This is a genomic window from Flavicella marina, from assembly GCF_009193215.1.
GTDB classification, from domain to species: Bacteria; Bacteroidota; Bacteroidia; order Flavobacteriales; family Flavobacteriaceae; genus Flavicella; species Flavicella marina.
Window position 1 is genome coordinate 180,636 of sequence record NZ_VYVA01000001.1, and the last position, 14,166, is coordinate 194,801.

Genomic DNA, 14,166 nt, shown 5'->3' on the forward strand with positions numbered 1-14,166 from the left:
GTTTTATTTTCTTTTACGAGGTTGTTGTTTCTTTGAATTACCACCTTTACCACCTTGTTTTTTCTCTAAACCTACTAGTGGAGATAATTCTCTTTTACCATAAACTTCACCTTTCATAATCCACACTTTTACACCTAATCTTCCATAAGTGGTGTGTGCTTCTACAAGTGCATAATCAATATCTGCTCTAAAAGTAGAAAGAGGAATTCTACCTTCTTTAAAGTGCTCAGAACGTGCCATCTCTGCACCATTTAAACGACCAGAAATCTCAACTTTGATTCCTTCAGCGTTCATTCTGATAGCAGCTGCAATAGCCATTTTGATTGCTCTTTTGTAAGAGATTCTATTTTCGATTTGACGTGCAACACTAGCAGCAACTAAAGTAGCATCTAATTCTGGACGTTTGATTTCGAAAATATTGATTTGAACTTCGTTCCCTGTGATTTTCTTAAGCTCTTCTTTTAACTTGTCTACCTCTGTTCCACCTTTTCCGATAATAATACCAGGTCTAGCAGTAGTGATAGTAACGGTTACAAGTTTAAGTGTACGCTCAATAATAACTCTTGAAACACTTGCTTTAAATAATCTAGCACGAACGTACTTTCTTATTTTATCGTCTTCAGCTAATTTATCGCCGTAGTCATTTCCACCATACCAGTTAGATTCCCATCCTCTGATAATTCCTAAACGATTTCCAATTGGATTTGTTTTTTGTCCCATTTCTACTTACGATTAATTAGTTGCATTATTCTTACTTCCCAACACGATAGTCACATGATTAGAACGTTTTCTAATTCTATGTGCACGACCTTGAGGTGCTGGTCTTAGTCTTTTTAACATTCCTGCGCTATCAACTGTGATTTCTTTTACGAACAATCCAGCTTCTTCAATGCTTGCATCTTCATTCTTCGCTTGCCAGTTAGCAATTGCAGAAAGTAACAATTTTTCAACATTGATTGATGCTTCTTTTGAACTAAATTTCAAGATTTGTAAAGCTTTCTCAACTTCTAAACCTCTAACTAGATCAACCACCAAACGCATTTTTCTTGGTGATGTAGGACAGTTAGTCAACTTTGCAAAAGCGATTGATTTATTCGCTTCTTTACGTTGGTCTGCCATATTTTTCTTACGAACTCCCATACCTACTATTTTTTACCTTTGTTTTTCTTATCTGCACCGTGACCTCTAAATGTACGAGTTGGTGAGAATTCTCCTAATTTGTGACCTACCATATTTTCAGTAACATATACTGGTACAAATGATCTACCATTATGTACAGCAATTGTTTGTCCTACGAAATCTGGAGTAATCATAGTGGCTCTAGACCATGTTTTGATTACTGATTTACTATCTGCCTCAACATTAGCTAAAACTTTTTTCTCAAGTTTGTGAAATACGTAAGGTCCTTTTTTTAATGAACGTGCCATATCTTATTATTTTTTTCTACGTTCTATAATATACTTATTACTCGCTTTGGTCTTAGACCTAGTCTTATATCCTTTTGCTGGGATACCATTCTTAGATCTAGGATGTCCTCCTGAAGATTTACCTTCACCACCACCCATTGGATGATCAACCGGGTTCATTACAACTGGTCTTGTTCTAGGTCTTCTTCCTAACCATCTTGATCTACCTGCTTTACCAGATACTAACAATTGATGATCTGAGTTCGATACTACTCCAATAGTTGCAATACAAGTAGCCAAGATCAATCTTGTTTCACCTGAAGGCATCTTTACAGTAACATACTTTCCATCTTTTGCCATTAATTGAGCGAAAGAACCTGCACTACGAGCCATAACAGCACCTTGTCCTGGTCTTAATTCGATACAGCAAATAGTAGTTCCTAAAGGCATTTCAGACAAAGGCATAGCATTACCAACTTCAGGAGCTATATTAGAACCTGATTCAATTTTTTGTCCTACTTGTAATCCACCTTGAGCAATTACATATCTTTTTTCACCATCAGCATACTGAACCAAAGCAATAAATGCTGTACGATTCGGATCATACTGAATAGATAATACTTCTGCAGCACCTGCTTTATCTCTTTTGAAATCGATAATACGGTACTTCTTCTTGTGTCCACCTCCCATGAATTTCATGGTCATACGTCCACTATTGTTTCGACCTCCAGATCTTTTATTCGGAACAAGTAAACTTTTTTCCGGCTTATCAGTAGTTATGGCGTCGAACCCATTGACTACTCTAAAACGCTGACCTGGTGTAATTGGTTTTAATTTTCTAACTGACATCTCTAGTTATTAAATATTGTTATAAAAATCAATTGCTTCACCATCTGACAATTGAACGATTGCTTTTTTGTATTGACCAACCATACCAGAAACAACACCTTTCTTAGTGAATTTTTGTGTTCTTGTTACTGGGTAAACCATTGTTCTTACTTTCTCTACTGATACTCCGTAAGCAGCTTCAACAGCTTTTTTGATCTCTACCTTATTTGCTCCTACAGCTACTTTAAAAGTGTAACGATTAAATGTTTCACTATCGTTAGTTGCTTTTTCTGTGATAATAGGTTTAATTAAAATACTCATCTCTTCCCTATTTGCTTAAATTAGACTCAATTCCTTCTAAAGCTCCTTCTAACAAAACAACTTTATTTGTATTCAAGACTTTGTAAGTACTTAACTCTTCGCTAGTAATTACAGAAGTCTTTTTCAAGTTACGTGAAGACAAATACACATTGTTATTTGAATTTCCTAAAACAAATAAAGACTTAGAGTTCTCTAAACCAAATGCCTTTAACACATTTACAAAGTTCTTAGTTTTTGCTGTTTCAAAATTGAAATCTTCAACAACAACAACATTTTGCTCTTTAGCTTGTGTACTTAAAGCTGACTTACGAGCCAAACGCTTTAAGTTTTTGTTTAATTTGAAAGAATAGTTTCTTGGTCTTGGACCAAAAACTCTACCTCCACCTCTAAAAACAGGAGATTTAATAGACCCTGCACGAGCAGTACCTGTACCTTTCTGTTTTTTAATCTTTCTAGTTGAACCAGCAATCTCAGCTCTTTCTTTAGCTTTATGCGTTCCTTGTCTTTTGTTAGCCAAGTGCTGCTTAACATCTAAATAAATAGCATGCTTGTTTGGTTCCAATCCGAATATAGCATCAGAAAGCTCAACTTGTCTTCCTGTGTCTTTTCCTGTAATATCTAAAACTGCTACTTTCATTACTTCTCAACTGTTATATAAGCGTTCTTATGTCCAGGAACACACCCTTTCACAACAAGTAAATTCTTATCAGAAACTACTTTTAAAACTCTTAAATTTTGAACTTTTACATTTTCACCACCCATTCTTCCGGCCATACGCATTCCTTTGAATACTCTAGCTGGATATGAAGCAGCACCGATAGAACCAGGAGCTCTTAAACGGTTATGTTGACCATGCGTCGCTTGACCAACTCCGGCAAAACCATGACGTTTTACAACACCTTGGAAACCTTTACCTTTTGAAACTGCAGTAACATCTACAAATTCACCTTCTTCAAATAGCTCTACTGTTAAAGTATCACCTAATTTGTACTCCTCATCAAAACCTGCAAATTCAACGACTTTTTTCTTAGCAGAGGTTCCAGCCTTTTTAAAGTGACCTTTTAACGCATTTGACGTACGTTTTTCTGCTTTGTCATCGAAACCTAATTGTAAAGCGGCATAACCGTCTACTTCTTCAGTTCTGACTTGGGTAACTACACAAGGACCACATTCGATAACTGTACAAGGAATATTCTTCCCGTTTGCATCAAATAAGCTGGTCATTCCGATTTTTCTTCCTATTAACCCAGACATTTTATTTATTTATATTAATTATTACTCTCAAATTTATTTCAAAAAAAACAGAGCAAAAATATCTTCAGCTCTGAATCTATTTTTTTACCGTCTTTCCTTCGCTCGCAGCTCCGGACATGTATTCAAACGAATCCAATAGATTTCGCCTGTTTTTAATGAGGTGCAAATATAGAAGATATATCTTGAAAAAAAAAATCATTTTCGAAATATTTATTTTATTCTAATTCCCTCAGAAAAAAGCAGTTAAAACAACCCCAAAACAAAACATAAATTCTTCAATTTCTATATTACACAAAAGCAAAAAAAGGCCATATCAAATGATATAGCCTTTGTTCTTTATTAAAGAGAGAAATTAAACTTTAATCTCTACTTCAACTCCACTAGGTAGTTCTAATTTCATTAAAGCATCGATAGTTTTCGAAGAAGAACTATAAATGTCTAACAATCTTTTGAAAGAACTTAATTGAAATTGCTCTCTAGATTTTTTGTTTACGTGTGGTGAACGTAATACAGTGAAAATCTTTTTATTTGTTGGCAAAGGAATAGGCCCGTTTACTACAGCACCAGTACTCTTTACAGTCTTAACGATTTTCTCAGCAGATTTGTCTACTAAATTATAATCGTAAGATTTTAATTTTATTCTAATTTTTTGACTCATGATATATAATTTAGATTATGCTTTTGATTTTTCAATTACATCTTCAGATACATTTGAAGGTGTTTGCGCATAGTGAGAGAACGACATTGTCGATGTTGCTCTACCTGATGATAAAGTACGTAATGTTGTTACGTAACCAAACATTTCAGATAATGGCACCTCAGCTTTAACCACTTTAGAACCTGAACGATCACTCATATCATTAACTTGACCTCTACGTCTATTTAAATCTCCTACAATATCCCCCATGTTTTCTTCTGGTGTCAACACCTCTAACAACATGATTGGCTCAAGGATTTTAGCTCCAGCTGCTTTCGCACAAGCCTTATATCCCATTTTTGCAGCTAACTCAAAAGATAACGCATCCGAATCTACCGGGTGGAAAGATCCGTCAATCAATCTAACTTTTAATGAATCCATAACAAAACCAGCCAAAGGACCATTTTGCATTGATTCTTTAAATCCTTTTTCTACAGCCGGAATGAATTCTTTAGGAATACGTCCACCTTTAATTTCATCAACAAACTGTAATCCAGTTCCTTCGAAATCTTCATCAACAGGCCCCATTTCGAATACGATATCACCAAACTTACCACGTCCACCAGATTGCTTTTTATAAGTTTCTCTGTGCTCAGTAGCTCTTGTTACAGCTTCTTTATATTCTACTTGTGGTTCACCTTGGTTCACCTCTACTTTAAATTCACGCTTCAAACGATCTACTAAAACCTCTAAGTGTAACTCTCCCATTCCTGAGATAACTGTTTGACCAGAAGCCTCATCTGTTTTTACAGTAAATGTTGGATCCTCCTCAGCTAATTTAGCTAAAGACATACCTAACTTATCTACATCGCCTTTTGTTTTAGGCTCAATAGAAATACCGATTACAGGATCTGGGAAGTCCATTGATTCTAATACAATAGGAGCTTTCAATGAAGACATAGTATCACCAGTCTTAATATCTTTAAATCCTACTGCAGCACCAATATCACCAGCTTCAATAAAATCGATAGCTTTTTGCTCATTTGCATGCATTTGGTAAATTCTTGAAATACGCTCTTTTTTACCAGAACGATTGTTCAAGATATACGAACCAGCATCTAAACGACCTGAATAAGCACGGAAGAAAGCCAAACGTCCAACGAAAGGATCTGTAGCGATTTTAAATGCCAATGCAGAGAATTCATCTTTTGCATCTGGTTTTCTTGTAACTTCTTCACCTGAATCAGGATCAGTACCTACAATATTATCTCTATCTAATGGAGAAGGCAAGTAACGACATACAGCATCTAACAAGAATTGAACTCCTTTGTTTTTAAACGCAGAACCACAAATCATAGGGATGATTGCCATATCCATAACAGCAGCTCTTAAAGCAGCATGTACTTCTTCTTCAGTAATTGAGTTTTCATCTTCCATGAATTTTTCCAACAAGTTCTCATCATAAGATGCAACTTCTTCGATCAATTTCGCACGAGCCTCAGCAGCTTCGTCAACCATATCCTCAGGAATGTCTACAATATCAAAAGTAGCTCCTTGAGTTTCTTCATGCCAGATAATAGCTCTATTCTTCACTAAGTCAACCACACCTTTGAAATCCATCTCTTCACCAATTGGTAAAACGATTTCAACTGCATTAGATCCTAACATTTCTTTTACTTGAGTACATACTCTTGCAAAGTTAGATCCTTGACGGTCCATTTTATTTACAAAACCAATTCTTGGCACTTTGTAGTTATCAGCTAATCTCCAGTTAGTTTCTGATTGCGGCTCTACACCATCAACAGCACTAAACAAGAATACTAAACCATCTAATACACGTAATGATCTGTTTACCTCTACAGTAAAATCAACGTGACCAGGAGTATCAATAATATTAAAGTGATATCCTTTTGTATCAGGAGTTGCTTTTCCATTTTCAACTGGGAATTTCCACTCACAAGTTGTAGCAGCAGAAGTAATTGTAATTCCTCTTTCTTGCTCTTGCTCCATCCAGTCCATTGTAGCTGCACCATCATGAACTTCTCCAATCTTATGAGAAACTCCCGTATAATACAATACACGTTCTGTCGTTGTTGTTTTCCCTGCATCAATATGTGCAGCAATTCCAATATTTCTAGTAAATTTTAAATCTCTTGCCATTTCTTAGAATCTAAAGTGTGAGAATGCTTTGTTTGCTTCAGCCATCTTGTGAACATCCACTCTTTTCTTAACAGCAGCTCCTTCTTCTTTAGCAGCAGCTAAAATTTCTCCTGCTAATTTTTGAGCCATTGTTTTCTCATTTCTTTTTCTAGCAAATGAAATCATCCATTTGATAGCCATAGAAACTTTTCTATCTGGTCTAATTGGCATTGGAATTTGAAAGTTTGCTCCACCTACACGACGGCTACGAACTTCTACTTGAGGCATTACATTTGACAATGCATCTTTCCAAATCTCTAAGGCAGATTTTTCTTCTTCTCCCTTTTTTTCTTCTACGATATCTAAAGCATCGTAAAATACTTTGAACGCTACTGATTTCTTACCATCCCACATTAGCATATTCACAAAACGTGTTGCTAACTGATCGTTAAATTTAGGATCCGGTAAAAGAACTCTTTTTTTGGCTCTTCTTTTTCTCATGTTTTCTTGAGTTTGTTTTGTTGCAACAAGACGACTACGTGCCTGTCACGAACATTAAAAATTTACTTCTTAGGACGTTTGGCTCCGTATTTAGATCTACGTTGAGTTCTTCCCTCAACACCAGCTGTATCTAAAGCTCCACGAACTACGTGATACTTTACCCCTGGTAAATCTTTAACTCTTCCTCCCCTTACTAATACTATCGAGTGCTCTTGTAAATTGTGCCCTTCTCCAGGAATGTATGCATTTACCTCATTACCATTAGTCAAACGAACTCTGGCAACTTTTCTCATCGCCGAGTTTGGTTTCTTTGGTGTTGTAGTGTAAACACGTGTACATACTCCTCTTCTTTGAGGACACGAATTTAAAGCAGCCGATTTACTCTTCTTAGTGTTTTGGGTTCTTCCTTTGCGTACTAATTGTTGAATAGTTGGCATACTAAATTGTTATAAATTGTGTTTATTTTATAATTCTCTATTTTTTAGAGGGTGCAAATATAGTTTAATTATCTAAATATTCAAATACCAGCAAGTTAAATTTTTCACTTTCTATATTTCTTGACAATTGTTTAATTTTAAAGTAGCTTTGAAAACTGCTATTTCTCTCATAAAGAATTCATTTTATCCATCAGATTTTTTCATTTGAAAACCGATACACACTTCACTAATTTAATTTTTTTGATTTTTTTAAATCTTCTAGTTGGTGTTTTTTGGAATTTGAACGCGCAAACCCAAAAAGTATATTTAAAAATTGAACAAATTGACAGCGTAAAAATTGACTTCAAAAATTTCAATGAAATAAAACCGTTTTACAATTCAAAAGAAGAAATCAATAAAACACTTACGGATTTTTCAACTGCTCTAAACAAAGAAGGCCACCTTTCCCACACTATTAGTTTAACACCTGTAAACGACTCAACCTATATAGCATACACTACTATAAATAACCGAACAGAAAACATTACACTTTATTTTGATTCTGAAACTCCTTTGCCAAAACTCATAAAAAACAGAGAAGTCAGCCTCAAATTTAACAACATTGAAAAATTTATCTCAGACCTGTATGCCTTTTACGAAAAACAAGGCGCTACTTTTACTCAAATCAAACTACAGAAATTCGAATACAAAAATGAACATTTGTCGGCATACGTCGATATTCAGTTGTCAGACATTAGAACAATCAATAAAGTTGTCGTAAAAGGGTATTCTAATTTTCCCAAAAAATTTATCACCCACTATTTTCAAATTAAAAAAAATACTAGGTTCAACAAAAACACTTTAGAACTAACGAGCAACAATATCAATTCATTAACATTCGCTTCAGAAACTAGAAGACCTGAAGCTCTGTTTACGAAAGACTCCACATATTTATACATCTACCTAAAGAAAAAAAACACCAACCTATTTGACGGAATGGTGGGTTTCTCAACGGAAGAAAACGGAAAACTTCGTTTTAACGGTTATTTAGACCTTCAATTAAATAACAACTTCAACAAAGGAGAAAAACTAGCAGTATACTGGAGCAATAATGGTAACGATCAGGAACAGTTTAGATTTAACTTAAGTACACCTTATATATTTAACTCACCATTAAGTCCAATTCTTAATTTTGAAATCTACAAACAAGATTCAAGTTTTGTCAACACAGACATCAATTTAAAATTAAATTATACCCTAAACAGGAAAAACGAATTCGGAGCGAGTTTCCTTGCCAAAACTTCCACAAACCTTTTAACAAGCAACTCGAACCCATTAATAGAGTCATACGATAAAAAACTGTATGGAATCACCTACAACTTCAACTACAAAAAAAACATTCGTACGCATTATCGAGCTTCCTCAGCTGTTAGCATAGGAAGCAACACATCATTGAACAACAAAACCCCTCAATACTATGCTTATCTTGACCTTTTATTGCTTGAGCCCATTAGTAAAAGAAGTAGTATCTTCATCCACAATAGAACTGAAACACTTAGATCAGAAACTATTTTACAAAACGAGTTATTTATACTAGGTGGAGCAAACACCATCAGAGGTTTTTACGAACAGAGTATTTTTGGCTCAAGTTATAATTTCACCAATCTTGAATACCGATTGCTTACAGATACCGCATCTTATATCTACACATTCACAGACGTCGGATTCACAGAAGATCAAGGTCTAAAAACAAGTCAAATCCTTTATAGTTTTGGATTAGGATATGCCTATAAAACAAAAGGTGGTTTTATCAATTTAAACTATGCCTTTGGAAAAACGAACGAAACCAATTTTGACTTTGGAAAAGGATTATTCCACGTAAAGCTAACTACCGTTTTTTAACCATACTTCAACAAAAACTAACATCTGACATGTAAAAACCTACAAAACACACATTTACACAATGTTATTATTTTACATTAGTTAACAATTTCATAACGTATGCAGTATTTTTTCTTAAAAAGCGTTAATTTCTCGCAAAAAAGTTATAATTATGTTAAATAATTTAAAAACTCTACCCAGATGAAACAAAAACTACATCGAATAACGATGCTTCTCTTTATGCTCGTTGTTCAGTTTTCTTATTCACAAAACCAGACGATAACAGTCACAGGTACTGTATCTGATCAAACTGGACCATTACCTGGAGTTGTAGTAATAATTCAAAACACTGCAACAGGAACACAAACAGATTTTGATGGAAATTTTTCCATCAACGTAAATCTCGGTGCTACTCTTGAATTCAGTTACGTTGGAATGAAGTCGATGACTAAAACAATTCTTGACAGCAGTTCTTTAAGTATTTTTTTGGAAGAGGACACAGAAGCACTAGAAGAAGTTGTTGTCGTAGCTTTTGGTAAACAAACAAAGAAATCAATAGTTGGAGCGATAGCTTCAGTATCAGATGACATTATTGATAATCAACAAATTACTTCTGTAGCAACAGCTCTTCAAGGAAATGTTGCAGGGGTAAATATCATTTCAACTGGAGGTCAACCTGGTGAAAATCCAATAATTAGAATTCGTGGAGTCAGCTCTATCAACGCAGATGCATCGCCGTTAATAATAGTTGATGGCGCACCATATAATGGTAATCTAAACACTATAAGTGGAGATCAAATTGAAAGCATGAATGTATTAAAAGATGCTGCTTCGACTTCATTATATGGATCAAGGGGAGCAAATGGAGTTATTCTGATCAATACGAAAAGAGGGAAATTCAACACCCCAACAAAAGTCTCTGTTAAAACCACGTACGGATTATCTGGCAGAGCCGTAGACAGACATGAATTAGTAAATACTGACACTTTTACTCAATATACTTGGGAAGCTATTAGAAATAGCAATCAATATGCTGGAGGTATGTCACCAGAGGATGCTGCTAGCTCAGCTAGCAATAGTTTGGTAACTACATTGGGGTATAATCCCTATAATTCATCTATTCCAGTAGGAACCGATGGGAAACTAGTTTCAACAGACAAAAAATGGGATACTGATTGGGGAGCATTAATTGAAAACAATAACGCAAAAAGAATTGAACACACCTTAGGAATTTCAGGAGGTAGCGAAAATACTACTCATAGTTTCAATCTAAACTATTTAGATCAAGAAGGTAGCATCCAAACGTCAAATTTCGAAAGGGTGACTACCCGTTTATCAATTGACACAAAGGTTAATAAATGGTTCAAAACCGGTGTTTCTTTATTTTATTCAACATCTGCACAAAACTTTCCTGATCAAAGTGGAACTTCTTTCACTAGCACAGTTCAATGGATAAACAATCTATCATCGTACTATCCGTTATATAGAAGAGATGCCAACGGCAACTTTATTTACGACGAAAAAGGCAATACTATCTATGATTACGGAAATAATCAAGGAGCTTTAAATGCTGTAAGACCTCAATACCAAGGAGAAAACGTTGTTGGATCGTTATACCTGTATGAAAAACAATACAAAAGAGATAATTTTACAGCAAATGGCTATATGCACTTCCAAATTCTAAAAGACTTATCTTTTAAAACACAAATATCATATGAAAAATACATGTATGATTTTTATGAATACAATCATAATGAGTATGGAGTTGCAGCAAGTGTAAACGGTAGAGTGGATCAAGATAGAAATTTCACTACAACAAAAAATATTATTAATACTTTAAATTACAATAGAAAATTCGGAGAGCATTATGTTAATGTAGACCTAATTCATGAAGCTTTTGAGAGAAATATCAATGACTTGGGAGCTCAGGGTGTAGGGTTTCTTCCAAATGTAAAAGTATTAAACGGAAGCACAACTCCTGAAGCGGTAAGAGGTGCTTTTACAGACGAAACTTTAAACTCATTTTTGAGCAGAGTTGCTTACAATTACAAAGAAAAATATTTTGGTGAAATCTCTTATAGACAAGATGCATCAAGTAGATTTAGTCCTGAAACAAGAGTAGGAAGCTTTTTTGCAATCGGAGGTTCTTGGATTTTATCAGAAGAAGCATTTATCCAAAATATTGATCAAATTCAGTTCTTAAAATTACGAGCCTCATATGGTGAACTTGGTAATAACAAAACTCAAGATGAATTTGGAGACCCAGATTACTTCCCTTATTTATCTTTATACGAAACTGGATGGAACGAACTGGATAACACAGGAGTTATCTTAGGAAATATTTCCGACACTGGACTAACTTGGGAAAAAACAGCCTCTTCAAATATTGGAATCGATTTTGGAATGTTTGGTCAATACCTTAATGGATCTATTGATTATTATACTAAAACTTCTGTTGATTTAATTTACGACAGACCTTTACCATCTTCAACAGGAAACGATGCAATAAAGACGAATGTTGGTTCGCTTAAAAATTATGGAATTGAAGTTTCGTTAAGATCAAACATAATAAGCAACAAAAACTTTAAATGGACCACAGGTCTTAACTTCTCGTTTGACAGAAACAAAATAACAGAATTAACGCAAGAATCATTTATAAACGGCACAAAACGTTGGGAAGTTGGTCGATCATTATATGACTTTTATTTGACAGAATGGGCTGGTGTTAACCCAGCAAACGGAAAAGGAATGTGGTATGTAGACATAGAAGACGCAGAGGGTGACGTAATTGGTAGAGATGTTACCGAAGAATATGCTGATGCTACTAGAAACTATGTAAACAAATCATCATTACCTGATATGATTGGAGGGTTTACAAATAACTTAGTCTACAAACAATTTGACTTAAACTTCTTATTCAATTTTAGTTTTGGTTCTTATGTGTATGATTCTTCTTATGCATCATTAATGAATGGTATGGAAGATGTAGGTAGAGCTGCTCATACCGATTTACAATACAGATGGCAAAAACCCGGTGATATCACACATGTACCTCTTCTCTATAATTCTCAAAATGATTTTACTAGTAGGTCGGACAGATTTTTATTTAAAAATGATTACATAAGACTTAAAGCTTTGACTTTCGGATATAATTTACCAAAAACCATTACTAATAAAATGAATATCTCAAGGTTAAGACTGTTTATGCAAGGTGACAATTTATTTACCTGGCAAAGTCACAAGGGACTTGATCCTGAGCAAAATTTGGCTGGAACAACAGATTCTAGATCATACAACTTGAAAACAGTTTCATTAGGATTAAATTTAGATTTTTAAAAGGTACAACATGAAAAATATAATAAACTTAGCAATTATTTCCGTTGCATTGATTTCATTCAGTTGTAGCGACGATTTTTTAAACGAACCAAAACCAACGGATGCGGTGACGGAAAACGTAATTTTCGACTCTAGAGAAGGTGTTGAAGCGCATTTATCTGGGATACAAAGATTTTACCGAGATCAGTTTAGAGGAGCAGATGGATCAACTGATACGGGTGGAATGTACTCTATGTATTTTGTTAGAACCGTAAAAGCAAACGACATTATTCAAGGTGTTAGTTGGTTCTTATTCGATTATGATAATGACAACAGAGAACCAAATTATAGAAGAACAATTTTTACTTGGGATTATCCTTATTACATGATCAACCAAGCTAATTCAATAATACAAGGTCTTGCTGACAGTAACCTAGGAGTAAATGACATTAAACAATTGGAAGCACAGGCAAAAGCGCATAGAGCTTTTTTCTATTTTCAATTAGCTATGGAATTTCAACATACCTATTCATACGACCCAAGTTTACCTGCTCCACCTATTTATACAGAAATGGCTACCGAAGGAAAGCCTATGTCTACATTAAGTGAAATGTACGACTTAATCATCGATGATTTAACCTATGCTGTTGCTAATCTAGATGAAAATAGATTAGGTAAATCTTATATAAATAAACAGGTTGCTTCTGGGATATTAGCTAGAGTTTACCTCGTTACAGAAAATTGGCAAGGAGCAAGAGATGCTGCCATTTCGGCATATGGAGGTAATCCTTCTGCATCTCTTAATGCAAGTGAATATGGAAATGGATTTGACAAGATTGAAAATACTGAATGGATTTGGGGTAGTCCCCAAACAAATGATCAATCAAACTATTATTACGCTGCTCCACATGCGTTCAGTGATCATTTCGCTGATGGTTATTACGCATCATATATAAATGAAGATTTCAGAGCTTTATTTAGTGCAACGGATGTAAGAAATTTATTCGATGAAACATATGTTCCAGCTGTAGGTACTGAATATAAATTCTTGACCACAACTAAGTTCAAGTTTGCATTCGATTCCGATTTACCATTAATGCGAACAGCTGAAATGATTCTAATTGAAGCAGAGGCTAAACACCGATTAAGCGACCCTACTGCGCATGATATTCTTTTCTCGTTACAATCGAATAGAGATCCAAATGCAGTTAAATCATCAAATACGGGAGCTGCTCTTTTAGAAGAGATTTTGGTTGAAAGAAGGAAAGAGCTATACGCTGAACTAGGTGTCGAGTGGTTTGATGCGAAAAGACTTCGTCGTGCTATTCCAAGAACAGGTAATCACAGATTACCAAATTCTGATTTAGCTGCAGACGACCCTCATTTCTTTTTAAAAATACCACAAAAAGAAATTGATGCAAATGACAATATTGATGCCTCTGTTAACGATGGTAAAAATCGATAATTA

14 protein-coding genes are annotated in these 14,166 nt (G+C 34.8%); 3 read left to right on the forward strand and 11 right to left on the reverse strand.

Annotation, left to right across the window (positions count from 1 at the left end; all coding sequences use genetic code 11):
- Positions 1-3: 3 nt before the first annotated feature.
- The 11 genes from rpsC to rpsL form a co-directional block, all read right to left on the reverse strand.
- The gene (gene rpsC / locus F6P99_RS00675) at positions 4-720 is read right to left on the reverse strand and encodes a 30S ribosomal protein S3 (protein ID WP_152285519.1); all 717 of its coding nucleotides are present in this window, start codon (positions 718-720) and stop codon (positions 4-6) included.
- Positions 721-732: 12 nt separating this feature from the next.
- The gene (rplV, locus tag F6P99_RS00680) at positions 733-1,140 is read right to left on the reverse strand and encodes a 50S ribosomal protein L22 (RefSeq protein ID WP_152285520.1); all 408 of its coding nucleotides are present in this window, start codon (positions 1,138-1,140) and stop codon (positions 733-735) included.
- Between the two features lie 5 nt (positions 1,141-1,145).
- Positions 1,146-1,427 (reverse strand): 30S ribosomal protein S19, encoded by a 282-nt coding sequence (gene rpsS / locus F6P99_RS00685; protein ID WP_152285521.1) that lies wholly within the window; start codon positions 1,425-1,427, stop codon positions 1,146-1,148.
- Between the two features lie 6 nt (positions 1,428-1,433).
- Complete coding sequence (gene rplB, locus F6P99_RS00690) at positions 1,434-2,255, reverse strand: 50S ribosomal protein L2 (RefSeq protein ID WP_152285522.1); 822 nt, start codon at positions 2,253-2,255, stop codon at positions 1,434-1,436.
- A 9-nt stretch (positions 2,256-2,264) separates the two neighbouring features.
- A complete protein-coding gene (gene rplW, locus F6P99_RS00695; protein WP_152285523.1) occupies positions 2,265-2,555 on the reverse strand; it encodes a 50S ribosomal protein L23 in 291 nt (96 codons plus the stop codon).
- Between the two features lie 7 nt (positions 2,556-2,562).
- A complete protein-coding gene (gene rplD / locus F6P99_RS00700; RefSeq protein ID WP_152285524.1) occupies positions 2,563-3,192 on the reverse strand; it encodes a 50S ribosomal protein L4 in 630 nt (209 codons plus the stop codon).
- A complete protein-coding gene (rplC, locus tag F6P99_RS00705) occupies positions 3,192-3,809 on the reverse strand; it encodes a 50S ribosomal protein L3 (RefSeq protein WP_152285525.1) in 618 nt (205 codons plus the stop codon). The genes rplD and rplC overlap by 1 nt, the downstream gene beginning before the upstream one ends.
- Positions 3,810-4,161: 352 nt before the next feature.
- Entirely contained in the window at positions 4,162-4,467 is a 306-nt protein-coding gene (gene rpsJ, locus F6P99_RS00710; RefSeq protein WP_139958432.1) for a 30S ribosomal protein S10, read from the reverse strand.
- Positions 4,468-4,482: 15 nt separating this feature from the next.
- Positions 4,483-6,606, reverse strand: coding sequence for an elongation factor G (gene fusA, locus F6P99_RS00715; RefSeq protein WP_152285526.1), 2,124 nt, complete (start codon positions 6,604-6,606; stop codon positions 4,483-4,485).
- Positions 6,607-6,609: 3 nt separating this feature from the next.
- Positions 6,610-7,086 (reverse strand): 30S ribosomal protein S7, encoded by a 477-nt coding sequence (gene rpsG, locus F6P99_RS00720; RefSeq protein WP_139958430.1) that lies wholly within the window; start codon positions 7,084-7,086, stop codon positions 6,610-6,612.
- Positions 7,087-7,148: 62 nt separating this feature from the next.
- Entirely contained in the window at positions 7,149-7,523 is a 375-nt protein-coding gene (rpsL, locus tag F6P99_RS00725; RefSeq protein WP_152285527.1) for a 30S ribosomal protein S12, read from the reverse strand.
- A 240-nt stretch (positions 7,524-7,763) separates the two neighbouring features.
- Between rpsL and F6P99_RS00730 the strand changes: the two genes are divergently transcribed.
- The 3 genes from F6P99_RS00730 (at position 7,764) to F6P99_RS00740 (ending at position 14,163) form a co-directional block, all read left to right on the forward strand.
- Complete coding sequence (locus tag F6P99_RS00730; RefSeq protein ID WP_152285528.1) at positions 7,764-9,404, forward strand: BamA/TamA family outer membrane protein; 1,641 nt, start codon at positions 7,764-7,766, stop codon at positions 9,402-9,404.
- A gap of 180 nt (positions 9,405-9,584) precedes the next feature.
- Complete coding sequence (locus F6P99_RS00735) at positions 9,585-12,719, forward strand: SusC/RagA family TonB-linked outer membrane protein (protein WP_152285529.1); 3,135 nt, start codon at positions 9,585-9,587, stop codon at positions 12,717-12,719.
- 10 nt (positions 12,720-12,729) lie between these two features.
- Complete coding sequence (locus tag F6P99_RS00740) at positions 12,730-14,163, forward strand: RagB/SusD family nutrient uptake outer membrane protein (RefSeq protein WP_152285530.1); 1,434 nt, start codon at positions 12,730-12,732, stop codon at positions 14,161-14,163.
- Positions 14,164-14,166 lie beyond the last annotated feature (3 nt).

Coding starts and splice junctions, on each gene's coding strand:
- rpsC (WP_152285519.1), bottom strand. CDS start 720: ATGGGACAAAAAACAAATCCAATTGGAAATCGTTTAGGAATTATCAGA.
- rplV (WP_152285520.1), bottom strand. CDS start 1,140: ATGGGAGTTCGTAAGAAAAATATGGCAGACCAACGTAAAGAAGCGAAT.
- rpsS (WP_152285521.1), bottom strand. CDS start 1,427: ATGGCACGTTCATTAAAAAAAGGACCTTACGTATTTCACAAACTTGAG.
- rplB (WP_152285522.1), bottom strand. CDS start 2,255: ATGTCAGTTAGAAAATTAAAACCAATTACACCAGGTCAGCGTTTTAGA.
- rplW (WP_152285523.1), bottom strand. CDS start 2,555: ATGAGTATTTTAATTAAACCTATTATCACAGAAAAAGCAACTAACGAT.
- rplD (WP_152285524.1), bottom strand. CDS start 3,192: ATGAAAGTAGCAGTTTTAGATATTACAGGAAAAGACACAGGAAGACAA.
- rplC (WP_152285525.1), bottom strand. CDS start 3,809: ATGTCTGGGTTAATAGGAAGAAAAATCGGAATGACCAGCTTATTTGAT.
- rpsJ (WP_139958432.1), bottom strand. CDS start 4,467: ATGAGTCAAAAAATTAGAATAAAATTAAAATCTTACGATTATAATTTA.
- fusA (WP_152285526.1), bottom strand. CDS start 6,606: ATGGCAAGAGATTTAAAATTTACTAGAAATATTGGAATTGCTGCACAT.
- rpsG (WP_139958430.1), bottom strand. CDS start 7,086: ATGAGAAAAAGAAGAGCCAAAAAAAGAGTTCTTTTACCGGATCCTAAA.
- rpsL (WP_152285527.1), bottom strand. CDS start 7,523: ATGCCAACTATTCAACAATTAGTACGCAAAGGAAGAACCCAAAACACT.
- F6P99_RS00735 (WP_152285529.1), top strand. CDS start 9,585: ATGAAACAAAAACTACATCGAATAACGATGCTTCTCTTTATGCTCGTT.
- F6P99_RS00740 (WP_152285530.1), top strand. CDS start 12,730: ATGAAAAATATAATAAACTTAGCAATTATTTCCGTTGCATTGATTTCA.